Here is a 22,707-nt window from a genome sequence, read left to right as displayed (position 1 = left end):
GCATCGGTGGCCTGCGCGCTCGCCGCAGGCCACCGGGTACATCGCACTAACCATGGGTGAGAGGGCGGCGGGCACGGCGGCCCACCGTTCGATCATGTTCCCGTGACCGCGGGACCGTCACTCAGCGGTGCAGGCGGCGTGACGCAGCCAGCAGGACGAGCATCCCGAACATCATGAGTGCCCATGCCGAGGGCTCCGGCACCGCCGGAAGCGCTGCGGCATACAGGCCGAAATTGTTGGCGTTGTAACGTTCGACGCGGCCACTCGGCTTGTTCAGCAGCACGGCATTGCCGTCGACATCGGCACGCACCATCGCGGTCGAGCCGCCGCCATCAAGGTTCAGGCCCTGAGTGGCACCGATCAGTTGCAGCCATTCGGCGGTTTCGTAGAGCGTGGCACCGTCGCTGTAGCCGGGCTGGCGTCCATCGACGGTGAGCAGATAGAGATAACGAGCATCGGCCGACAGGCCCACGGCCGTACGCGGATTGCTGTCATAGAAAGAATTCTGCGGTGCCTCGGCCACCAGTATCTGGCCGTCGCTCAGCAGCAGCGGACCGCCGGACACCGCGGTGTAAAGCATGCTCACGTCGGCGCCCGGCGCAAAATACTTGATCAGTGCTTCGTTGCCGGCAGTCAGCGCGAGCGAATAGGCGGAGCCGCCGGGCGGAATCGCGTTGTAGTCGGACGGCGACACCACGCTGCCATTGCTGATCGCCAGGCCCAGCACATCCTTGGGATCGGGGGACGCCGCGCAGCACGGGCTGAAGAAGTTGGCGTTGATCGCGACCTGCAGGTCATAGGCTTCCAGGAAGTCGCTGGTGGTCTGCGCATTCGTGTCACCGATGACGCTGCCATTGCCAGGCGTCGAGAAGAAGCGGATGTCCGGATCGCGCAGGTCGATGCGCATCGCGTTGATGGCGTGACTGCGCGGAGTGCTGTTGGTGGGGCTGGTGACGCCGGTGGCGAAGCCGGTGGTGTAATCGACGCCCTTGTACAGGGCGGTCCAGCCATTGAGCGAGGCGTTGTCGAGGGCGTGGGCCTGGGTGGTCAGGGCGAGCGCGAACAGCGGCAGGCTGCGCGCCAGTGAGAGCAGCGGTTTCATGTGTGTATCTCCGTGAGGATAGAGGGCTACCGGAATACCGGCCAGGAATGGGATGAAGGCCGGTCAGACCGGACGCCGACGACGCGCGGCAATACCCAGCAGTGCAAGGCCGGACATCAGCAGCAGGGCGGCCGACGGTTCCGGCACGGGTGCGGCGACAACCGACAGCGTCACGTTGTCGAAGCCCATCCAGCGGCCTTCGACGCCGCCCTCCAGACGCAGCAGGCGCACCGCAAGACTGCCGCTCTCGGCACCGGTGGCGGCATAGCTCACGCTCGCATGCTCGCTCACACCGTCACCGAAATGTCCTTGCCACACCGCGGTATCGTCGAATGCAGCAAGCCGGGTGAACTGGCCGCCGTCATCCAGCATGCCGATCTCGAGGCGATAGGGTGCGCTGCGACCGGCGGCGCGATAGGTGGTCATGAAGCCGATGTCGGCTTCCAGCGTGTAGATGGCATCCGCGGTGAAGCGCGCGCCGGTGTCATGCTGCAGGGTGTAGGCAGCGGTTGCGGCGTTCAGGTGGATGAACGCCGCATTGTCGATTTCGACCGCATCGCGGAAGGAGCGCGCATCGCCCAGTATCGCCTGCCAGGCGTATGCGCCCGAACTCAGCGGAATGGAGCCGCCGAACGCCGACGTGTCCTCGAAGGTGCTGGAGGTGGATGCGCCGTCCAGCGGTGCGATGTACTCGGTTGCCGAGGCGATCACCGGCACGAATGCCGTGGCGAGCGCGACGAGGGATATGCGGACCATGAGCTTCTCCTGGGGTGGGGCGACGATGCGTCGCCCGGGGAAGCCGCACTGTAGTCAGCGCCGATTGCATGTTGTCTGCTGCGGACCTCGCCGAAACGTCGTCCGATCAGACTAGACGGACTATGGTCGCGTCGATCGCGCGATAGTCCGCTCAGGCGCCCGAAGACAGCGCTCGTGCCCGCGCGCCGCGTACCGAATGGCGCAAGGCCGCCAGCGCGGCGGACAGAAAGAGAAGCGAACAGCACAGCGTGCCGGCATAGCCGAACACCGGGTAGACCCAGCCGGCGACGGCGGAACCGAAGCCGATGCCGCAGAACAGGAAGGACGCCGTGAGCGCGAGGCCGATGCCGCGCAGTTCGGGCTTCAGTTCGACCACACGCCGCTGCTGCGTGGGCCACAGGATGGCGGTGGCGACCGCCCACACGATGAGGGCACCGTACAGGAGGCCGATGCGCTGCGGCGCCAGCAGAAGGAACAGCAGGTCGGCGCCCAGCATGAGCAGACCGCTCAGCAGCAGTCCTTCCGCGCTGTAGCGGCGCGCGGCGCGTTCGACATACAGATTGCCGATCACGCCCGCCACCCCCGACACCAGCAGTGTCAGCGTCACCGTGTGTGCGTCGGCACCGTAATCGCGATGGATGATGGGCGCCAGGAATGCATAGGTGGCGAACACACCGGTGGCGATGAAGAACACCACGCACAATGCACTGAAGGTGACGCCGTCGCTCAGCAGCGCGGTGACGGTGGACAGCCGGATGCGCTCGCCTCCCGGCGCATCGGGCACGAAACGGGCGATCATGGCCGCGGTGAGCACGGTGGCGACAGCGACGCCGACGAACAGCCAGCGCGGCCCCCAGCCATCGGCGATCCAGGCGGCCGCCGGCATGCCCGCCAGGCTGGCCACGCTGAGGCCGAACAGCACGGTGGCCAGAGCGCTGCCCTGGTGTTCGCGGCTGACCAGGCCGGTACCGAGCGCACCCAGCACCGGGCTGATCAGTGCCGCGCCCAGCCCCATGAGCACGCGCGATGCAAGCAACACGCCGTAGCCGGGCGCGAAAGCGAATGCAAAACAGGACGCCGCGAATACCGCGAGTCCGATCAGCAACTGGCGGCGCCGCCCGAAATGCCCTATCCACACCTGCATGAGCGGTGCGGCAAGCGCAAACGTGACGCCGAAGGCGGAAATGAGATAGGCGGCCTCGGCGTCGGCCAGCGACCACTCATGTGCGATCGCGGCCAGACAGCCGACCACCGACAGCGCGCCGGTCACCTGCACGAAGTAGGCGAGACTCAGGATGCGCAAGGCGCGCTGGATGGGTTCAGGAACAGTCGATGTGGCGTGAGAGGTCATGTCCGGGCATGGGGCGACGGTCGCGATGACCGGCGATCCCATCTGTGAAGAAACGTGATTCCGGGCAAGCGACGCAGAAAGGATGGCGCCTGCCGCTTGGCGTGGTGACCGATGCAGCTCCTGCTCCTGACCTTCATTGCTGGGGCGCGACCTGCGCCTCGGCCAGGCGCTGCGCACAGCGTCTGGCCAGGAATTCGCGCAGCGACTGGACGACCGGCGTGACACGCCGGCGGTCGGAACAGACGAGATGAAGCGAAGCCATTTCGCCGAGCCAGTCGGTGCACAGGCGTACCAGCCGGCCCGCGCGCAGATCCGTGGCGACGTCGATTTCCGATTTGAAAGCGATGCCGCGGCCGTCCACCGCCCAGCGCCGCACCGCTTCGCCGTCGTCGGCGATGCGGTCGCCCTTCACCGACACCTGCATTTCGCCGCCGTCGCGATGGAAGGTCCAGCGGTCATGCACATAGCCATCCAGCATGAAGCACAGGCAGTTGTGGCGTGCCAGCGCCTTCGGCGAATCCGGCCTGCCGTGGCGCTCGATATAGGCCGGCGAGGCACACAGCACGCGCCGGTTGTCCGGCGCCACCGGCAGCGCGATCAGCGATGAATCCGGCAGAGGGCCATAGCGCAGCGTGAGATCCACCGGCTGCCGGTAGAGATCCACCGGACGATCGGACAGCAGCAGGCGCAACTGCAGTCGCGGGTGCTGGTCGAGGAAATCGTCCAGCCAGTGCAGCATCAGGTTGCGTCCGATGTCTGACGGCGCGGACAGGTGCACCACGCCGGAAAACGCGGCGCTGCCGGCCAGAGCCGCTTCGCGTCCGTCGTCCAGGGCCTGCAGCGCCTGCCGGCAATGGGTCAGATAGATCTGCCCTTCGTCGGTCAGCCGCAGACTGCGGGTCGAACGCACGAACAGGCGCACGCCCAGTTCCTCTTCCAGCCGCTTGATCGCCATGCTTGCGGCGGCAGGCGTGATGTCGAGCCGGCGTGCCGCGTCGGTGAGACTGCCGGAATCGGCGGTCTGGCGAAACACTTCCAAATCGCGCAGGGCTTTCATCGACATGATTCTAGGCGGTGCACCGCAGCAGGATTGATAAGCGATGCTTGAAAGTCAATCAAGCCACCGCCAGTGCAAGTGCCCGGCGCGGGCGTCCATCATGACGTTCAACGAAAACCGAAGGAGCGCCTGTCATGATCATTCCGCTTCTGGCCCGAAGCTCCGGCTGGCTGACCGCCTTGCGTCCGGCAATCCGGCCCCTGCTCGACACGTTTGATCTGCTGACGGCGATTGTCGCCAGCCGGCCGTCGTCGTCACTGTTGATCGCCACAGCGCCCACGCGTCACGACAGAGGGCGAACGTAGACGGCGGCGCCCCCTGCCCGGCACCGGTGCCGGCTTGTCCGGCAGGCCCAGCGCAGAGCGCGACAGACGGTCGGCATCGCGATTGCGATGGCGCGGCACCCAGCACAGCTCGAAGGATTCGAAGCGTGCGAGCGACATGCGCAAGGCCGCCAGCAGTGTGCGGAGCGGTTCGATCGCGGTGTGCTGCTCGCCGCGCAGATGGCGCACGACGAAATCGCTGTCGCCGGTGATCGCGATGTGGCGGGCGCCCTCGTCGTGAGCACGGTCGAGCGCGAGACGCAGCGCCTCGAGCTCCGCTTCATTGCTGCAACCGTGGCGTGACCCGGTCTGCGCCAGTTCGATGCGCCGGCCATCGGGCGCCACGATCAGAGCGCCCAGACCCAGCCGCCCGGGATTGGGCAGCGCGCAGCCATCGAACCACAGCCGCCACGGGGCGGCAAAACCGGAAAAACTCATGCGGACGGACGTGAAACGGTACCTGAGCCGCCATGGTGGCACAGAGCCGTCGCGCGCGACAGTCCGTATCGTCGCGCTCGTACCGGGCCGCCCTGTCCGTCCGCGGTCCCGCGAAATCGTGCCGGCGACTCGGCGCCACGGAGCCAAACGCCTATAATCCGCGCTCTTTTGATCCGGAGACGCATATGGGCTTTCTCGCCGGCAAGAAAATTCTGATCACCGGACTGCTGTCCAACCGCTCGATCGCCTACGGCATCGCCCAGGCCTGTCACCGCGAAGGTGCGGAACTGGCCTTCACCTATGTCAGCGACCGCTTTGCCGAGCGGGTGGCGAAAATGGCGGCCGAATTCGGCTCGGACATCGTGCTGCCGTGCGACGTGAGCGAGGATGCGCAGATCGCCGGCCTGTTCGACCAACTGGCGAACAAGTGGGACGGCCTGGACGGTCTCGTGCATTCGATCGCTTTCGCGCCCGGCGAGGCGCTGGAGGGCGACTTCCTGAACGGACTGTCGCGCGAAGCCTTCCGCACCGCGCACGAAGTGAGCGCCTACAGTTTCCCGGCGCTGGCCAAGGCGGCGCGACCGATGATGCAGGGCCGCAACGGCGCCGTGCTCACGCTGTCGTACCTGGGCGCGGTGCGTGCGCTGCCCAATTACAACGTGATGGGCCTGGCCAAAGCCAGCCTCGAAGCATCGGTGCGCTACCTTGCCGCCTGCCTGGGCCCGGAAGGCATACGCGCGAACGCCGTGTCGGCCGGCCCGATCAAGACGCTCGCCGCGTCCGGCATCGGCAATTTCGGCAAGCTGCTCGCCTACAACGAGAAGAACGCACCGCTGCGCCGCAATGTGACCATCCAGGAAGTCGGCAATGTGGCGGCCTTTCTGCTGTCCGACCTGGCCAGCGGCGTGACCGGCGAAGTGACCTATGTCGATGCCGGCTTCAGCCAGACCGCGCTGACCGCGGTCGAGTAAGCGCGCTGCACACTCCCGCCGGCCTCAGCGTGCCGCGTTGACACATGCGGCAACGGTGAGGCCGTACCGCTGTTCACAGCGGCCTGTATCCTGCTTGCATCCGGAGCGAACGTCCCCATCTTCATGCGGGTCGAAATCCGGTCAATGGAGACCTTCAATGCGCAGAGTGTGGATGTTCGTGCTGACCCTTTTTTCCGCCGCCCTGCTGTCCGGGTGCGGCTACAACAGCCTGCAGTCGGGCGATGAGCAGGTGAAGGCGGCCTGGGCCGAGGTGCTGAACCAGTATCAGCGCCGCGCCGACCTCATTCCGAATCTGGTCAATACGGTGAAGGGCTTCGCGGAGCAGGAAAAGGAAGTCCTCACCCGCGTCACCGAGGCGCGTGCGCGGGTAGGCGCACTGCAGGCCACGCCCGAACTGATCAACAACCCGCAGGCCTTCGAACAGTTCCAGGCGGCGCAAGGCGAACTGAGCGGCGCGCTGTCGCGCCTGCTGGTGGTGTCGGAAAACTATCCGCAACTGAAGTCGGACCAGAATTTCCGCGATCTGCAGGCGCAGCTCGAAGGCACGGAAAATCGCATTGCGGTCGCACGCAACCGCTACATCAAGGCGGTGCAGGACTACAACGTGACGGTACGCTCCTTCCCGACCAATCTGACCGCCATGATGTTCGGCCACACGGTGAAACCGGGCTTCACGGTCGAGAACGAAGCCGAGATCGCGCGCCCGCCCAAGGTGGACTTCGGCGGCGCCGCGCCCAGGCCGGCGCAGTAAGCGATGAACTGGATGCGCGTCCTGCGCGCGGCGGTCGGCGCACTGTTGCTCGGCGCGACGGCGGCATTCGCCCAGGTGGCGGTGCCCCCCGTGGCGCGCGTGACTGACCTGACCGGCACGCTCACCGCTCAGCAGACGGCTGCACTCGATCAGACACTGGCCGGCTTCGAGGCCAGCAAGGGGAGCCAGATCGCGGTGCTCATCGTGCCGACCACGCAGCCGGAAACGATCGAGCAGTACGCGCTGCGCGTGGCCGAAACCTGGAAGCTCGGACGCCAGGGCGTGGATGACGGTGCGCTGCTGCTGGTGGCGCGCGACGACCGCGCACTGCGCATCGAGGTGGGCTACGGACTGGAAGGGGTGCTCAGCGACATCGTCGCCAAGCGCATCGTGTCCGACGTGATCGCACCGCGCTTTCGCAAGGGCGACTTCGCCGGCGGCGTGAATGCCGGACTGGACGCCATGATGAAGGTGATAGACGGAGAACCGCTGCCGGCACCGCGACGCACCGCGGAAGCCACGGAAGGCGGACTGGAACAGTACGGCCCGGTGCTGTTCATCGTGGCACTCGGCCTGGGTGGCGTGCTGCGCGCGATGCTGGGTCGCCTGCCGGGCGCGCTGGTGACCGGAGGCATCGTCGGTGTCGTGGCCTGGATCATGGCCGGGCTGCTGTCGGTCGCGCTGTTCGCCGCCTTTGTGGCGGCCGCGCTCACGCTGTTCGGCGGCGGACGCGGAACCGGCGGCGCGGGCGGTTTTGGCGGCGGCGGTTTCGGTGGGGGCCGTGGCGGTTTCAGTGGCGGCGGTGGCGGCTTCGGAGGCGGTGGTGCCTCCGGCCGCTGGTAAGCGGGCGGAAATGCCATGATCGGACGACTTCTGAAGCACCTGTGCGCCCTGCCCTTCATGACCGCGCGCGCGCTGCCGGCTCATGTGCTGGCAGAGCTCGAGGCGGCCATCGCGTCCAGCGAGCGACACCATGCCGGCGAGTTGCGCCTGGTGGTCGAACATGCGCTGCATCCGCTCGCCATCATCCGCGGCCAGAGCGGCCGCGACCGCGCGGTGGACCTGTTCTCCTCGCTGCGCATCTGGGACACCGAACACAACAGCGGCGTGCTCATCTATCTGCTGATGGCCGATCACGACATCGAAATCGTGGTGGACCGCGGCGTACGCGCGCGCGTACCGGATGCGCGCTGGGCACAGTTGTGCCGTGAACTGGAAGTGGCGCTGCGTGAGCGGCGCTTCCATGAGGGCCTGCTGCAGGCGGTGGCCGCGGTCACCGCCGAGCTGTCTGCTCACTTCCCGGCGGACGACGCGAAGCACAACGAACTGCCGGACCGCGTTCTGTCGATCTGAAACTGCGACGCGCCTCGCTGCGTCAGCGGCAGAGCGACCGACCGCGTCCCGCGCTATCTCACACGGCCGGGGCATGTACTTTGCGTTGGACTATCATGCGCGCTGCTCGCGTGATGCACCGGTCGCGCGAACAACCGGCCGTCGCGACGGTCTGCTGGACATGTGTGCCCGCCGCGCCACCCGCACCCGAAACAGGAAATCCCTTGTTCAGATTTTTCGAGAACCGGATCGATCCCTACCCGGAAGGTCCGCCCCCCCAACCGCCAGCCGGCCTGTTCGCCTTCCTCTGGTCATGCACCCGCGGGATGCGCGGATACATCGCCGTGATGACCCTGTGTACTGCGCTCATCGGCGTGTTCGAGGCGGCGCTGTTCGCCATGCTGGGCAATATCGTGGACTGGCTGGCCAAGGTCGAACCTGCGCAGCTTTGGCATCAGGAGGGCAGCACCCTCAGATTGCTCGGCACCGTGCTGTTGCTGAGCCCGCTGGTCATCCTGCTGCAGACCCTGCTCAAACAGCAGGCGCTGGCGGGCAGCTTTCCGATGCGGCTGCGCTGGAACTTCCACCGGCACATGCTCGGCCAGAGCATGAGCTTCTACCAGGACGAATTCGCCGGGCGGGTCGCTGCCAAGGTGATGCAGACCGCGTTGGCGGTGCGCGACGCGTGGATGATCCTGGCCGACATCCTGGTGTTCATCATCATCTACTTTGCAACCATGGTGAGCCTGGTCGGCAGTTTCGACCTGTCGCTGCTGCTGCCTTTCGGTGCATGGCTCGCACTGTACGTCGGCGCAATGTGCTATTTCGTACCCCGCCTGGGCGTGGCCGCGCAGTCGCAGGCGGATGCGCGATCACTGATGACCGGACGCATCACCGATGCCTATACCAATATCGCGACCGTGAAGCTTTTTTCGCATACCGCGCGCGAAGCGGACTACGCACGCGAGGCGATGCGCGAATTCATGCGCCCGGTGCACGCGCAGTTCCGGCTGGTGAGCGGCTTCGAAGTGGTGAATCACATCCTGAGCATGGGTCTGATCGCGGCCACCGCCGGCATGTCGCTGTGGCTGTGGACACAGGGCAAGGTCGGTGTCGGCGCGGTGGCGGCATCGACCGCGATGGCCTTGCGCCTCAACGGCATTTCGCATTGGGTGATGTGGGAACTGGCGTCGCTGTTCGAGCAGATCGGCACCGTGCGTGACGGCATCAATACGCTGTCGCGCACGCACAGTGTGGTCGACCGCGCGGATGCGCGGCCACTGCGTGTGACGCGCGGCAACGTGGTGTTCGACGACGTGACCTTCGATTACGGAAGGGAAAGTGCCCGGTCAGGCGGCCGGCCGGTATTCGACCATCTGTCGCTGAACATCCGGCCAGGCGAAAAGATAGGCGTGGTCGGCCGCAGCGGTGCCGGCAAGTCTACGCTGATCAACCTGCTGCTGCGTTTCCATGACCTTCCGGCCGGGCGCATCCTGATCGACGGCCAGGATATTGCGCTTGCGACACAGGACAGTCTGCGCGCGCAGATCGGCATGGTGACGCAGGACACCTCGCTGCTGCACCGCTCGGTGCGCGACAACATCCTGTATGGCCGTCCCGACGCGAGCGACGAAGACATGATCGCCGCGGCAAGGCGGGCCGAGGCGCACGAATTCATCATAAGCCTGGTCGACCCCAAGGGCCGTCGTGGCTACGACGCCCATGTCGGCGAGCGCGGCGTGAAGCTGTCCGGCGGCCAGCGCCAGCGCATCGCCATCGCGCGTGTCATGCTCAAGGACGCGCCGATACTGCTGCTCGACGAAGCCACCAGCGCGCTTGATTCGGAAGTCGAGGCCGCCATCCAGGACAGCCTGTACCGGCTGATGGAAGGCAAGACCGTGGTGGCCATCGCGCACCGGCTGTCCACCATCGCGGCGATGGACCGGCTCATCGTGATGGATGGTGGCCGCATCGTCGAGGAAGGCGATCATCGCAGCCTGCTCGCGCGCGACGGCCTGTACGCGCGGCTGTGGGCGCATCAGAGCGGCGGCTTCCTGGCGGCCGACATCGATGAGGCGGATGCCGGTCAGCAAGCGAGCCGCGCGCGGGAACCGGCACAGCCCGCGTAAGCGATCCAGTCGTTGCGCCGTGCCTGCGTCGATCAGTCGATGCGGCGGTTGGGAAAATCGATGTCCAGCAAGCGGCGCCTGCGCTCGATGCGCGGCGGTACGGACGTGACCGAAGCACCATCATTGACTGCGTTGCCGCCGGCCGCCTGCCAGGCGGCCGCGACCGCAAGCTCATGTTCCCAGGACATCACGAAGTCGCGTGATGACACCAGTTCCAGCGGGGGCACGAATTCGGATTCGAAGGCATAAGGCAGAAAATCTGCGTGGGCTGCACGTGACATGTTCATCCCCTTCGTTGTGGATGCATGGACAAGGGCACCGGCTTTCAGGGACCCGGCCGGATCGTTCCAGTCGTTCCCGCCCCCTCCGGGACAGGCCTTGCTACCCGCTTTCGCGAGGTGTCTGGCCTTGGACGCCGGCTTTGCGGAAAGATTTCACTTTAGGCAGTCCTGACGGCAAAGTCCTGTCGCAGCGCAACGAAAACACGCCTTCGGGACGGTTTCCCCGCCTGCTTTCCGGGCAGCCCGCCGGGCCACCGTCTTCGCGTCACTTCACGCGGTTCTTGTACTCGCCGGTGCGGGTGTCGATTTCGATCTTGTCGCCGATTTCGCAGAACAGCGGCACCGACACTTCATAGCCGGTGTTGATCTTGGCCGGCTTGAGCACCTTGCCCGAGGTGTCGCCCTTGACGGCGGGTTCGGTGTAGGTGATTTCGCGCACCACCGAATTCGGCATTTCAACCGAGATCGCGCGGCCTTCGTAGAACACGACTTCGCACGCCATGCCATCTTCGATGTAGTTCAGAGAATCGCCCATGTTCTCGGCTTCGACCTCGAACTGGTTGTATTCGGCGTCCATGAACACATACATCGGATCGGCGAAATAGGAATAGGTGACTTCCCGGCGATCCAGGATGACCACATCGAACTTGTCGTCCGCCTTGTACACCGTCTCCTGACCGGAACCGGTCAGCAGGTTCTTCATCTTCATCTTGACGACGGCGGCGTTGCGGCCCGACTTGTTGTATTCGGCCTTGAGCACGACCATGGCGTCGTTGCCGATCTTCACGACGTTACCGGCGCGCAGTTCCTGAGCGGTTTTCATGCAGTATTCCTGGTGGGGTTGAGGCCGCGGTTCGAACCTTTGCAGGACTTTCGCAAGGCATCGCAGGCCCTGGATGCAGGTCTCGCGACACCTTGCCAAGCGCGGTTGCAACGCCCGCTGCGGCAAACCCGGCATTATATAGGTGTCTGATTAAACAAAACAAGCTGGGTAGCGAGGTCATCCTGCCGCGCCAGCTCGTCCGCCCAGCGCACGGCGTGCGCCTGCAGTTCGGCATGCACCGCGACGAGCAGGTGCCAGTCCTCCCCGACCACCGGATGAGCGGTATTCCAGCCGCGCCAGATGCGCTGCAGCAGCTTCCGGCAAGACGCGGAAAGCCTCGCTGCGTAGCGTTCGAAGAAGGCGTCCAGCTTGGCGATGTGAGCGTCCTCCTGCTGCGGGTAGATCTGCCAGACGAATGGACGCGCGGCCCATTGCGCGCGGACGAAGGAATCCTCTCCGCGCACCAGATTGAGGTCGCACCGCCACAGCAGCGCGTCGTAATCGTCCTGGTCCATGAAGGGCAGCGCACTGACCGTGAGCGTGCCGTGCGAAACGCAGTCGCCCGGGCTCAGCGCAAGGCCGCTCTGTGCGTTCAGCGAAGCCAGCGCGCGCCCTTCGGGTACCCACAGGTGCGAAGGATGAGGCGCCGTCCGGAGCGCCGTGAGCAAACCCGGAATCGACGGGTTCTCGTAAGCGAACAACGAAACATGAAATACGCCGGATGCGGCTGCGTGTGCGGCACGCCACGCATCGCGCCGGACGAACAGGTTGCGCTCGCGCAGCAGGCCACCGGTGCCCGGCGTGAAACCTGGAAAGAAGAAGTATTTTCGCAGACCGGTGGCCGGGTCGATCGAAGGCAGACGATGACAGCCGTCCACCCAGTCCTCGGCGCTGAGATACTCGAGATTGATCCAGCGCGGCGCAGGCTGCCGCTGCGCCATCGCGCTCACGAAGGCGGCCGGCGGCGAACAGCCGAACGCCTCGATCACGCAGCCTGCGGGAGGCGGCAGCGCGACATTGTCGGTCCAGTGCAGCACCGTGATCCCCGACTCGCTGGCGGCCTCCGGCGCGATCTTCGCGAGCGACTCCGGCGCGTCGACCCACAGCCTCACCGACCAGCCGTGTTCGCGTGCAAGACAGCGCGCCAGACGCCAGCACACACCGATGTCACCGAAGTTGTCGACCACGCGACAGAACAGGTCGCAATCCGGATGCCCGGCGGGCGGCTGTGAAAAATTGTCAGAACGCTTCGTATCCATGACTCAAGGCCGCACAGTCCAACGTCGTAATCGCTATCAATAGCGCTCGGCGCTCAATATTGTCGTCCGACTGACCGTTTCGTCTCAGGAGCCACATCATGTCCCTGTCGCGCCCGTCGTCCGAAGTCCTGGGTTTCCGTCATTCTCATCGTCCCCTCAAGTCAGGCGAAAGTATTCCGTCCATGCCCAGCCTGTTCGACCAGATCAGCCAGTTGAGCGCAACTGCCGCAGTCGTGGCGCCTGAAGGCGATGCCGACAACGACAGCTGGATCGACGACGAGAGCGAAGAGCTCTGACACCTTTGGTCACGTTGTGTCGCAGGGCAGCCCCTTCAGGCGCTGTCCGGTTCCGCCGTAAATGCGGGTATACGTACCGCGGAACGGAATCATGCGCGACGCTTCCAATGCCACTCTCGAAGGCTGGGTCGCTTACCTGGGCGACCGGCCCCTGCCCGTCCTCGCGCGCACGACGCGAGAACTGGCGTCGTTGCGTGAAGCGGAACAGACGGTCAGCGCGCGCACGATAGCCCAGGTCATCCTGCATGACCCGCTGATGACCTTGCGCGTGCTGGCCTACATCGAAGCCAACCGTCGGCGCAGCCAGCACACCGATATCACGACGATAGAGCGGGCGCTGATGATGATAGGCATCACGCCCTTCTTCAAGCACTTCGAATCGCTTCCCACGCTGGAAGATCACCTGCACGGCCAGTCGCAGGCGCTGCTCGGCGTCATGAAGGTGATCGCGCGTGCGCGCAAGGCGGCGATCTGGGCGCGCGAATGGGCCCTCATGCGGCACGATATCGATGTGGACGAGATCACCGTCGCCACGCTGCTGCACGATGTCGCGGAAATGCTGTGCTGGGTGTTCGCGCCCAGGCTGTCGTTGAAACTGCGCGATCTGTTGCGCGCCAACCCGACCATGCGCACGGCGCTGGCGCAGAAGGTGGTGTTCAACGTCACTGCGCAGGATCTGCAGCTTGCCCTGGCCCACGAATGGAAGCTGCCGGCGTTGCTGGTCGAACTGATGGGCGGCTCGCACAACCCGTCGCCGCGGGTGCGCAACGTCATGTATGCGGTCAATCTTGCACGGCACAGCGCCAAGGGCTGGGACGATCCGGCACTGCCCGACGACTTCAAGGATATCGAGGCGCTGCTTCACGTCAGCCACGAAACGCTGCTCGGCCGCCTCGGTCTGCCGATGGATGGCTCACCGCCACCGTCATTGCCCGATCACGCCGATCCCGAAAGCGACACCCCGACCGACCCGCAGTGAGCACGCCCGCTCGGGATGGCGTGCGCGTGAACCCGGGACGACGGCCGCCAACCAAGCTGCCGGAACGCCGATGCAGGCTCGGCGACAACTCATGTGCGGGTTTCGAGTTCTTCCCAGCGCTGCATCGCCGCGTCGATATCGCCGGCAAGCTGGCCAAGACGGGTTGCCAGCGCCGATGCATCGTTCCCGCTCACTGCCCCGGACGATAACTGTGCGGTAAGCCGGGCCTGTTCGTCCTCGAGTGCGGCGATTCGATCGGGCAGCGCATCCAGTTCCTTCTGTTCCTTGAAACTGAGCTTGTTCTTCGCCGGTACCGGTTTGTCCGTCCGGACCGGCGCGGGCGCCGGGGCGGGCCGGGGGGCCACCGCAGCCACCTGCGGCACGGTCGGCCGCTGCGCCACCCAGTCACTGTAGCCGCCGATGTACTCCTTCCAGCGCCCGTCGCCTTCGCAGGCGATGGTCTGCGTCACCACCGCATCGAGGAAGGCGCGGTCGTGCGACACCAGAAGGACCGTACCGTCATAGTCCTGCAGCAGTTGTTCGAGCAGGTCCAGGGTTTCCATGTCGAGGTCGTTGGTCGGCTCGTCGAGCACCAGCACATTGGCCGGACGCGCGAACAGGCGGGCCAGAAGCAGGCGGTTGCGCTCGCCACCCGACAGCGATTCGACCTTTGCACGCGCGCGCTGCGGCGGGAACAGGAAATCGCCAAGATAGCCGATCACATGCGTACGTCGCCCGCCGATCTCGACGAAGTCCGAGCCCGGGCTGATCACCTCGGCCAGCGTGGCGCTGTCATCGAGCTGGGTGCGGAACTGGTCGAAATAGGCGATCTGCAGCCGGCTGCCGGTGCGCACATGACCGGCGTCGGCTTCGAGCTGACCCAGGATGAGCTTGAGCAAGGTGGTCTTGCCCGCGCCATTCGGGCCGATCAGGCCCACCTTGTCGCCGCGCACGATGCGGGTGGAGAAATCGCGCACGATGGTGCGATCGCCATAGCGCTTGCTCACGCCCTCGAGCTCGGCCACCAGTTCGCCGGATGCCTCGCCACGCTCCAGCTCGATGCGCGCGCGTCCCATCTGTTCTCGCCTCGCCTCGCGCCGGGCGCGCAGTTCGTCCAGCCGTTTCACACGGAACTGGGCACGGGTGCGCCGTGCCTCGACCCCCTTGCGTATCCACACCTCCTCCTGCGCCAGCAGCTTGTCGGCGCGCGCCGACTCCAGCGCCTCGGCGGACAGTTCGTCCGCCTTGCGCGCCACGTACTGCGCATAGCGTCCGGGATAGCTGCGCAACTGGCCGCGGTCCAGTTCAATGATGCGGCTGGCGAAACTGTCGAGGAAACGGCGGTCATGCGTGATGACCAGGCTGGCGCCGCGGAAATCGTTGAGCAGCGATTCCAGCCATGCGATGCCATCGAGGTCGAGGTGATTGGTCGGCTCGTCCAGCAGCAGCATGTCCGGCTCCGACACCAGCGCGCGCGCCAGCGCCACGCGTTTGAGCATGCCGCCGGACAGCGCGTCGACGGCGGCGTCGCCGGGCAGGCTCAGCCGCACCAGCGCCTGTTCGATGCGCTGTTCGAAACGCCAGGCCTGATGGTGTTCGAGCGCATCCTGCAGTTCCGCCAGACGTTCCAGCCGGCTTTCGTCGCCGCGCGCCACCGCATCCGCCACATCGTGATAGTCGATCAGCAGACGCGACAGCTCGCCCAGTCCGTCGGCGATGGCATCGAACACGCGCGCGCCTGCGGCGAATTGCGGCTCCTGCTCGACATAGGCGATGCGCATGCCGGGCTGGCGCCACACGATGCCATCGTCGAGTGCCGCATCGCCGGCCAGGATGCGCAGCAGACTGGATTTGCCGGTGCCATTGCGGCCGATCAACGCAAGACGTTCGCCCGGTTCGACCACCAGTGCCGCATGATCGAGCAGGGGCAGATCGCCGAAGGCGAGGCTGGCGTTATCCAGGGTGATGAGAGGCATGGCGAGGGGCGGCGTGCGGACGGTGAGCGGCGCCGCAGTATACGCCGCGTGCGCCGGTGTCAGCCGGGCTGCCGGCCGGCGCCGGATCGCTGCATGAACAGCAGTCCGCCGGTGGCCGCCTGCACCAGACCGAAAAGGCCGTACAGCACGGACACGGCAGTCGCCTGGGCCGGCGCCACCCCGAACAACGCGAGTGTGGCGACCGCCGCAGCTTCCCGGCTCCCCCAGCCGCCCACGCTGACCGGCAGCGCCGCCATCACGAAGACAGGCGCTGCGACAAAGATCCATACCGCCGCCGGCAGTGGCAGTCCGATCGCCCGACCCGCTGCGGCCAGTGCGGCGATGGACAGCAGTTGCACCAGGACGGAAGAAAGCACCTGCCGGCGGTACAGCGACGGCATCCGCGGCACACGGCCGATGCGCTCACGCCACGCGGCCGGACAGCGCGCGACGACAGCGGGCAGCACCCGCGCTGGCATCACGAGCAGGCCGGCTGCGGCGAGCAGGCCAGACAGACGCAGCGGCAGATCCATGTCGCCCGCGTCGACGCCGGCTTCATGCAGCGCGTAGCCGGCGCTGGCGACGCTGATCGCAATCAGCACCCACAGGCCACCCACGCGGTCCAGCAGCACGGTCAGACCCGCGCTGCGCGCATCCATGCCCTCGCGGCGCGCCACCAGTGAGCGGAACAGATCGCCACCGACCACCGCTCCGGGCAGCAGGGCGTTGAGCGCCATCGCGCGAAAATAGACGAGCGTGGCGAATACGCCGCCCATGCGGCCGCCGAAACCGAGCACGAGCTGGCGCCAGCGCTGGGCAGACACGATATTGGACAGTACCGACAGCAGAAGGCCCGCCATCAGCCAGTGCGCATCGGCGGCGTCGAGCGATGCCGCCACGGAGGCCGGGTCGGCGAACCACAGCACCGCAGCGAACAGCGCCGCCGCCACACCCGCCTTCAGCCATGCGCAGAAACCGCTCATCCGGGATCGACATCCCGCAGGTGGTACTGCGCTCCGCCGCGTCCTTCGTGATAGATGCGGATGAGCAACTCGCCGATCAGACCGGCCACCACCAGTTGTACCCCCATCAGCAGCAGCATCACGCCGGCAATCAGCGCCGGGCGGCCGCCGATGTCGTGACCGAACAGCTTGAGCAGCCCCATCCACAACAGGATGCCGGCGCCAGGCGTCGCCAGCCAAAGCCCGAGCGCGCCGAACGCGTGCAGCGGACGCTGCCGGTAGCGCATGAAGAACACAATGAGCACGAGGTCGAGGATGACGCGGAAAGTGCGGTCCAGTCCGTATTTCGACACCCCGCGCGTGCGGGCGTGGTGGCGCACCGGCACCTCGGCGATGCGCGCGCCGGCGTCACAGGCAAGCGACGGAATGAAGCGGTGCAGTTCGCCGTACAGCCGGATGCGTTCGATGATGTCGCGCCGGTAGGCCTTCAGCGCGCAACCGTAGTCGTGCAGATGCACGCCGGTCATGCGTGAAATGAGCGCATTCGCGATGCGCGACGGCAGACGGCGCGACAGCGCCTTGTCCTGACGATCCACGCGCCAGCCGGACACCATATCGACATCTGCGTCCTGATCCAGGCGCTCGAGCATCGCGGGAATGTCCAGCGGGTCGTTCTGCAGATCGCCATCCAGCGTGACCACATAGCGCCCACGCACACGATCGAAGCCGGCCTGCAGTGCACTGGACTGCCCGTAGTTGCGCACCAGACGCACCGGCCGCAGCCAGGGGCGGTCGGCAGCCAGCCGCATCAGCAAGGCGCCGCTGCCGTCGCGCGAGCCATCGTCGATCACGATCAGTTCGAAACTGCGCCCGGCAGACGCCAGCGCCTGTTCGACCCGGTCGACCAGATCGCGCAGGTTGTCGACCTCGTTGAACACCGGTACGACGACCGATACCTCCGGAGCCGCCGGCAAGGGCGCGCTCGCGAACGCATCGGGCGCCGAAAACTCGAGTATCTGCGGCATCGGGCAAGGCCTTCGATATGGACGCCCGGAGCATGGAACATCACCGTTAACAGCAAATTAAGATGAGGCTGCGACACTGCGGCGATGCGCACCGACAAGATTCCCGCCCCGCTCCTGCTGCTGCTCATCTACTTCGGCTCCCATGTCCTGCTCCGGGTGCTGGCATCCGGTGCACTGGAACTGGATGAAGCCGAACAGGCGCTATGGACGCAGCATCTGGCCGCCGGCTACGGCAGCCAGCCTCCGCTCTACACATGGTTGCAATGGGCCGTGTTCCAGACGTTCGGCGTATCGGTGCTGTCGCTCGCCTTGCTGAAGAACCTGTTGCTCGCAGCCACCTATGGCTTCGTGTATGCAGCCGCCCGGCGCGTGATGCCCCCTGCCCCGGCCATCCTGTCGGCGGCCTGCATGCTGCTGATCCCGCAGATAGGCTGGGAATCGCAGCGCGACCTCACGCATTCGGTGCTTGTGACCGCCGTGGCGGCCGCCCACCTCTGCCTCATCGTGCGGCTGATCGAGCGTCCCCGCCCGGCGCTGTATGCGTGGCTCGGCCTGGCCATCGGCCTCGGCATGCTGTCCAAGTACAGCTTTGCCGTGCATGCCGCGGCAAGCGTTCTCGCCCTGATGGCTGCGCACGAAACCCGCCTGCGGGTGCTCTCGCCCTGGCTTGCGCTCAGCGCACTGGTGGCGGCGCTCGTCTTCCTGCCGCACGCCCTGTGGCTGACGGACAACTGGCAACTGGCCAGCACCCGCACGCTGGAAAAGCTCGACACCACCAGCGGTGGAGCGCCCGCAGCCATGCTGCGCGGGCTGCTCAGCCTGACCAGCGCGAGCGCGGCCACGCTGGGCCTGCTCGCGCTGGTATGCGCCCTGCTGTTCGGCCGCGCACTCTTGCGCGACCGCATGCCAGCCCGCACCTCGGTCGCGAGCGACACCTGTCGCTTCCTGCGGCGCTATTTCATTGCACTGTACGCGCTGCTGCTCGCGCTGATCGTGATCGGCGGGGCGACCCATTTCAAGGGACGCTGGTTGCAGCCGCTGCTGTTCCTCGCGCCGATGGCGCTGTTCTGCTGTCGGCCCGCGCTGGCGCAGCATCGACGCCTGCCCGCCCTGCGGGCCGTGCTGGTGGTGTTCGCGCTGTGCTTCCTGGCCCTGGCCGGCCTGCGCCCGGTACTCGATGGCTGGCGCAACCGTCCGGACGAACTGAACGAACCGATAGACCGGCTCGCCCGGACGCTCGCGGCGGAGGGCTTCGACGGCAGACAGGCCATCGTGACCGACGATCCGGTGCTGGGTGGCGTACTGCGCGTGCGCTATCCGGATGCCGAGGTCGCGGTGTGGAAAAGCGGCGCACCCAGCCCCGCGGCGCGGAACAGGCCGCACCTGCTGATCGGCAAGATCGACGGCGGTCTTCCGCTGTTCGAACGCGCAGGCGAAGCGCCACCCGCACCGCTGCGCCTGCCCTATCTGCACGCGCACCCGGGCCACGCGCCGGTCGAATACCGCTACGCGCGGCTGCCGGCTGCAGCCGCGAACCCGCCGCACGCCGCCGGCACGCGCTGAACTGGGCGCGCAGGCCGCGACGCGGTTACAATCGCGGCCCTGCGGCTCCATAGTTGAATGGATACAACAACCCCCTCCTAAGGGGTAGGTACAGGTTCGATTCCTGTTGGGGCCACCAGCTCCCCCTGCGCAAGACTCGTCCGGGCACGCTCGCGCTTCGTCCACGCCCCACCGTCAGCGCGGTCTTCACGCCCCGCCTCCGCTCACAGGGCGGTCATGCAGCGCGCGGCCGGATTCACTTATCCTATCGGCCACCCTGTCCCGGCGCGGAAACCGATGGCCAAACTGTCCGAGCGCGATATCTGTACCAAGTACATCACCCCCGCATTGGTCGATGCCGGATGGTATCTGCACACGCAGATCCGCGAAGAGGTGAGCCTCACCAAAGGCCGCATCGTCGCCAAGGTCGACGAGTTGATGGCCCTGTGCGACCTGTTGAAAGCGGACCTTGCGTTCGCCCGGGAGAATCGCGCACGACTTGCCGACGCGCTGGTGCACACGGCGCTTCAGGCAGCCTGATCGCAGCCCCTCCAAGGAGACGGTTCAGTGACCGTGACGATAGAGCAGATCCGGAGTCGTGCCGAACAGGGCATCACCAAACCTTTCCTGTGCCGCGGAGACGACGAACACTGGTATTACGTGAAAGGCCGGGGCATGGGCCTGCGCAACCTGCTGTGCGAGTGGACCGCCGGCCGGCTCGCGCTGGCTTTCGGTCTGCCGATCGCGCACTTCGAACAGGTGGTGGTGCCGCAGGCGCTCATCCAGACCGCGTTGCGGCCCGATCTGTCCGAACTCGGCGCCGGCCCTGCCTTTGGTTCACTGCGGCACGACTACGCGCAGGAACTCACCGTATCGCATATCGATCTGGTCGATCCGGCTGTGCAACAGGACGTGCTGGTTTTCGATTGGTGGGTCCATAATCAGGACCGAACCTTGACCGAAAAGGGCGGCAACCCCAATCTGCTGTGGAGTCAGGAACATAGCGGGCTGGTAGTGATCGATCACAATCAGGCCTTTGATCCCGATTTTGACAAGACGGCTTTTTTCGAACAGCACGTGTTCGCAGCGCAAGCACAGTGTGTATTCCATGATCTGGCCCATCGTGCCCGCTACGCAGCACGTATGGAGGCTGCGCTTGAGGCGTTCGACCGCGCCTGCGACGAAGTGCCTGACGAGTGGTGGCTGGTGGATGACGGAGTGCCGGCCAATTTCGACCGCATGGCCGTGAGGCGCCTGCTCGAAGGCTTCGATCAGGGTGATTTCTGGAGTGGAGTGCAATGAAGCAGGTCTGCCAGTACGCGGTCGTTCAGTTCATGCCCTATGCGGAAACGCGCGAATTTGCAAACGTGGGTGTTGTGCTGATGTGTCCGGAAGCCGGCTTCTTCGGCTTCAAGCTGCTGAAACGCTATGGTCGCGTCACCCGATTCTTCGAGGGCATGGAGCGCCGCATCTTTCTGGAGGGCAAGCAGCTTTTCCAGGAGGAACTGACCCGTGTCCGCGGCATGTTGAAACGGGGGCCGCTGGACCGGCTGCGTACGGTGGACACCGCGGTCGCCGTGCGACAGTTCGCCGAACTGGTGCGTCGCCGCGAAACCCTGTTCCGGTTTGACGAACCTGGTGTGGTGATGGCCGACGAACCGAAAGCATGTCTCGATGAACTCTATGGGTTCTATGTCGAGCGTGAATTCGCCACCAAGGAGTACCAGGAGCGCCTGCTGGATAAGGCCATCAGGCGCCTGCTGTTCGGTGCAAATCTCGGGGAGCGCTATCGGGAGGAAGTTGTTGGCGACGATATGTTCCACGCCCGCTTTCCATTTGTCGCGATCAAGGACGACACGCCGGTGCGGATCATCAAACCGCTGTTCCTTGCGCAGGACGACCCAGAACGAATCTACTCACACGGTGATCTATGGATCCGCAAGTTTCACCGCTTGCGCAGCCGTGACCTGCTGCCAGATGCGGTACTGCTGCCGCTCGACGCACCGCCCGACAATGACGAGAAGCGCTACAAGGCCTTCACGGACGTTGCGCAGGAACTGACTGAACTTAATATTGAAGTCGTCGCTGCGCCCAACACACAGCGCATTATCGATTTCGCAAGAGCCTGAATGCGGTACGAAGCAGGCAAACCGAACCGGCCGACGAAGTAGAAGCGGCGCCCTGCCCGACGACGTGCTGATGCCGGTGCGTGCCCCGGCACCCGACGCGCGCGCCTCGGCGGCATTTGCCGAAATTCGCGATGAGTTGCAGGAACAGCAGGTGACCGTCATCGCGGCAAACGACGAGCCAGCCATCCTGGAGTTCGCGACCCGATAACTCCGGGTCCGCCGAAATTTCGTCGGCGGGTCGGGTTGATTCCGGGTGCGCGCGAGTTCGCCCCTCCCCCGCGGGGTCCCTCCTCCTGCCGAGCCGTTCTCGGCCGCAGTCCGCCCCCGCTAAGCTGCCGGCGGTGTCCGTGTGGGCTGACACCTTTGTGGGCCAGCGACGATCCTTCGCAGACGCCCCGGACCGCTGCCAGTGCATCATGCTGAGCCGATGGCGCCGTCACGGACAACAATTCCGCTGCGCCTTGACTACACGCCGACCGCTTGCCAACAGCCTGTAACAGGCTGTTCCGTGCGGCCCGACGATGCGACGTCGCCGTAGATATTGAGGTGCTGGGGTGAAGCCAGCCACAGCGACAGCAATCACCCGCCCGTCCACTGGGCCTGTGCGGCAATAGGCGTATCTCTCCGCAATGTGGTGGCACGTTTGGTGGCACTTTTGAGAACCTGAACGCGAAGACCTTTTGTAGAGAATGGTTTTAGAGAAGTGTTCGATTCCTGTTGGGTCCATACGCGCGGGGATCGCGCACCCTTTCGCGCGCTTGCCGGCAGGCATATAGTTGCGGTGCACCGGACAACGCGAATCCGCCGCTCCTGATGAATATCCCTTCCCCCAGTCAGCGCAGCATTTCGACGCCCGGCGCGGCCACGGTCAGGCCGCGCCCGGTCACGCCGGTCGACGCGACCGACGCGCTGGAGGCGCTGGAGCGCGACGCACCATCGGCGCCGGAGCCAGGCGGCGCGGTGCAGCCAACGGGCGGCAATGACAGCCGGCGCGCGGAGAATCTGGCCGGGGCGCTGATGCTGTCGGCGATACGCGGTGATTTCCAGCAGTCCGACGGGGAGCAGGCGTCCACCTTGCCGGAACCGGGCAGCGAAGGCGACTATGCGCGGCTGGCGGCGCGACGGCAGGCGCTCGAGCAGCGCTACGCCGAGCCGGCTTCGCGCGCGCCGGCCAGCGCCGATCTATACGCCTGAGCGGCCCGGC

General features: G+C 65.8%; 24 protein-coding genes and 1 tRNA gene. 14 read left to right on the top strand and 11 right to left on the bottom strand.

The features are described from left to right. Positions 1 to 121: 121 nt before the first annotated feature. From A3Q7_RS0101865 to A3Q7_RS0101845, 5 genes are all read right to left on the bottom strand, one after another. Entirely contained in the window at positions 122 to 1,102 is a 981-nt protein-coding gene (locus A3Q7_RS0101865; RefSeq protein ID WP_018410154.1) for a phosphodiester glycosidase family protein, read from the bottom strand. A gap of 63 nt (positions 1,103 to 1,165) precedes the next feature. Further along, positions 1,166 to 1,858 (bottom strand): PEP-CTERM sorting domain-containing protein, encoded by a 693-nt coding sequence (locus A3Q7_RS21035; RefSeq protein ID WP_018410153.1) that lies wholly within the window; start codon positions 1,856 to 1,858, stop codon positions 1,166 to 1,168. Positions 1,859 to 2,009: 151 nt separating this feature from the next. After that, positions 2,010 to 3,209, bottom strand: a complete 1,200-nt coding sequence (locus A3Q7_RS0101855) for an MFS transporter (RefSeq protein WP_040570762.1) — start codon at positions 3,207 to 3,209, stop codon at positions 2,010 to 2,012. A 133-nt stretch (positions 3,210 to 3,342) separates the two neighbouring features. Continuing rightward, a complete protein-coding gene (locus A3Q7_RS0101850) occupies positions 3,343 to 4,266 on the bottom strand; it encodes a LysR family transcriptional regulator (RefSeq protein ID WP_026224376.1) in 924 nt (307 codons plus the stop codon). Positions 4,267 to 4,520: 254 nt separating this feature from the next. Beyond that, a complete protein-coding gene (locus A3Q7_RS0101845) occupies positions 4,521 to 5,027 on the bottom strand; it encodes a ribonuclease HI family protein (protein WP_018410150.1) in 507 nt (168 codons plus the stop codon). Between the two features lie 185 nt (positions 5,028 to 5,212). Here A3Q7_RS0101845 and fabI point away from each other — a divergent pair, with 185 nt between their 5' ends. From fabI to A3Q7_RS19235, 5 genes are all read left to right on the top strand, one after another. Beyond that, the gene (gene fabI, locus A3Q7_RS0101840) at positions 5,213 to 5,998 is read left to right on the top strand and encodes an enoyl-ACP reductase FabI (RefSeq protein WP_018410149.1); all 786 of its coding nucleotides are present in this window, start codon (positions 5,213 to 5,215) and stop codon (positions 5,996 to 5,998) included. A gap of 157 nt (positions 5,999 to 6,155) precedes the next feature. Next, positions 6,156 to 6,770 (top strand): LemA family protein, encoded by a 615-nt coding sequence (locus tag A3Q7_RS0101835; RefSeq protein ID WP_051079102.1) that lies wholly within the window; start codon positions 6,156 to 6,158, stop codon positions 6,768 to 6,770. Between the two features lie 3 nt (positions 6,771 to 6,773). Beyond that, the gene (locus A3Q7_RS0101830) at positions 6,774 to 7,613 is read left to right on the top strand and encodes a TPM domain-containing protein (RefSeq protein WP_018410147.1); all 840 of its coding nucleotides are present in this window, start codon (positions 6,774 to 6,776) and stop codon (positions 7,611 to 7,613) included. Between the two features lie 15 nt (positions 7,614 to 7,628). Then, complete coding sequence (locus A3Q7_RS0101825) at positions 7,629 to 8,123, top strand: TPM domain-containing protein (RefSeq protein ID WP_018410146.1); 495 nt, start codon at positions 7,629 to 7,631, stop codon at positions 8,121 to 8,123. A gap of 203 nt (positions 8,124 to 8,326) precedes the next feature. After that, positions 8,327 to 10,231 carry an ABC transporter ATP-binding protein gene (locus tag A3Q7_RS19235; RefSeq protein WP_040570659.1) on the top strand — a complete coding sequence of 635 codons (1,905 nt, stop codon included), beginning with the start codon at positions 8,327 to 8,329 and terminating at the stop codon, positions 10,229 to 10,231. 32 nt (positions 10,232 to 10,263) lie between these two features. Here the strand turns inward: A3Q7_RS19235 and A3Q7_RS0101815 are convergent, their stop codons facing one another. From A3Q7_RS0101815 to earP, 3 genes are all read right to left on the bottom strand, one after another. Further along, a complete protein-coding gene (locus A3Q7_RS0101815; RefSeq protein WP_026224375.1) occupies positions 10,264 to 10,512 on the bottom strand; it encodes a hypothetical protein in 249 nt (82 codons plus the stop codon). 265 nt (positions 10,513 to 10,777) lie between these two features. Continuing rightward, complete coding sequence (gene efp, locus A3Q7_RS0101810) at positions 10,778 to 11,335, bottom strand: elongation factor P (RefSeq protein WP_018410143.1); 558 nt, start codon at positions 11,333 to 11,335, stop codon at positions 10,778 to 10,780. A 134-nt stretch (positions 11,336 to 11,469) separates the two neighbouring features. Then, positions 11,470 to 12,594, bottom strand: a complete 1,125-nt coding sequence (gene earP, locus A3Q7_RS0101805) for an elongation factor P maturation arginine rhamnosyltransferase EarP (RefSeq protein WP_018410142.1) — start codon at positions 12,592 to 12,594, stop codon at positions 11,470 to 11,472. A 98-nt stretch (positions 12,595 to 12,692) separates the two neighbouring features. On the opposite strand from earP, the gene A3Q7_RS0101800 reads away from it, so the two are divergent. Together A3Q7_RS0101800 and A3Q7_RS0101795 are read left to right on the top strand one after the other, a co-directional pair. After that, positions 12,693 to 12,890, top strand: coding sequence for a hypothetical protein (locus A3Q7_RS0101800; RefSeq protein WP_026224374.1), 198 nt, complete (start codon positions 12,693 to 12,695; stop codon positions 12,888 to 12,890). Positions 12,891 to 12,981: 91 nt separating this feature from the next. After that, entirely contained in the window at positions 12,982 to 13,869 is an 888-nt protein-coding gene (locus A3Q7_RS0101795) for an HDOD domain-containing protein (RefSeq protein ID WP_018410140.1), read from the top strand. Positions 13,870 to 13,958: 89 nt separating this feature from the next. Here A3Q7_RS0101795 and A3Q7_RS0101790 read toward each other — a convergent pair whose 3' ends face one another. Genes A3Q7_RS0101790 through A3Q7_RS0101780 form a run of 3 tightly spaced genes read right to left on the bottom strand, consistent with a single transcriptional unit; the run spans position 13,959 to position 17,832 of the window. After that, complete coding sequence (locus A3Q7_RS0101790) at positions 13,959 to 15,845, bottom strand: ATP-binding cassette domain-containing protein (protein ID WP_018410139.1); 1,887 nt, start codon at positions 15,843 to 15,845, stop codon at positions 13,959 to 13,961. A 59-nt stretch (positions 15,846 to 15,904) separates the two neighbouring features. After that, positions 15,905 to 16,828, bottom strand: a complete 924-nt coding sequence (locus A3Q7_RS0101785) for a lysylphosphatidylglycerol synthase transmembrane domain-containing protein (protein WP_018410138.1) — start codon at positions 16,826 to 16,828, stop codon at positions 15,905 to 15,907. After that, positions 16,825 to 17,832, bottom strand: a complete 1,008-nt coding sequence (locus A3Q7_RS0101780; protein WP_018410137.1) for a glycosyltransferase family 2 protein — start codon at positions 17,830 to 17,832, stop codon at positions 16,825 to 16,827. Before A3Q7_RS0101780 ends, A3Q7_RS0101785 begins: the two co-directional genes overlap by 4 nt. Positions 17,833 to 17,916: 84 nt before the next feature. Between A3Q7_RS0101780 and A3Q7_RS0101775 the strand changes: the two genes are divergently transcribed. From A3Q7_RS0101775 to A3Q7_RS0101745, 7 genes are all read left to right on the top strand, one after another. Then, on the top strand, positions 17,917 to 19,395 hold the full coding sequence (locus tag A3Q7_RS0101775) for a glycosyltransferase family 39 protein (RefSeq protein WP_018410136.1): 1,479 nt from the start codon (positions 17,917 to 17,919) through the stop codon (positions 19,393 to 19,395). A gap of 43 nt (positions 19,396 to 19,438) precedes the next feature. Next, positions 19,439 to 19,513 (top strand) — tRNA-Arg (locus A3Q7_RS0101770). 158 nt (positions 19,514 to 19,671) lie between these two features. After that, entirely contained in the window at positions 19,672 to 19,914 is a 243-nt protein-coding gene (locus A3Q7_RS0101765; protein WP_018410135.1) for a hypothetical protein, read from the top strand. A 27-nt stretch (positions 19,915 to 19,941) separates the two neighbouring features. Next, on the top strand, positions 19,942 to 20,676 hold the full coding sequence (locus A3Q7_RS0101760) for a HipA family kinase (RefSeq protein ID WP_018410134.1): 735 nt from the start codon (positions 19,942 to 19,944) through the stop codon (positions 20,674 to 20,676). Further along, positions 20,673 to 21,503 carry a DUF3037 domain-containing protein gene (locus A3Q7_RS0101755; RefSeq protein WP_018410133.1) on the top strand — a complete coding sequence of 277 codons (831 nt, stop codon included), beginning with the start codon at positions 20,673 to 20,675 and terminating at the stop codon, positions 21,501 to 21,503. The genes A3Q7_RS0101760 and A3Q7_RS0101755 overlap by 4 nt, the downstream gene beginning before the upstream one ends. Before the next feature lie 70 nt (positions 21,504 to 21,573). Further along, on the top strand, positions 21,574 to 21,711 hold the full coding sequence (locus A3Q7_RS20735; protein ID WP_018410132.1) for a hypothetical protein: 138 nt from the start codon (positions 21,574 to 21,576) through the stop codon (positions 21,709 to 21,711). Positions 21,712 to 22,316: 605 nt separating this feature from the next. After that, the gene (locus tag A3Q7_RS0101745; protein WP_018410131.1) at positions 22,317 to 22,697 is read left to right on the top strand and encodes a hypothetical protein; all 381 of its coding nucleotides are present in this window, start codon (positions 22,317 to 22,319) and stop codon (positions 22,695 to 22,697) included. Positions 22,698 to 22,707: the final 10 nt, after the last annotated feature.

Origin of the sequence: Methyloversatilis thermotolerans (assembly GCF_000372885.1) — a bacterium.
GTDB lineage: Bacteria > Pseudomonadota > Gammaproteobacteria > Burkholderiales > Rhodocyclaceae > Methyloversatilis > Methyloversatilis thermotolerans.
Note: the sequence above shows the minus strand (reverse complement) of the source record. Positions and strands in the feature narration are given on the sequence as shown.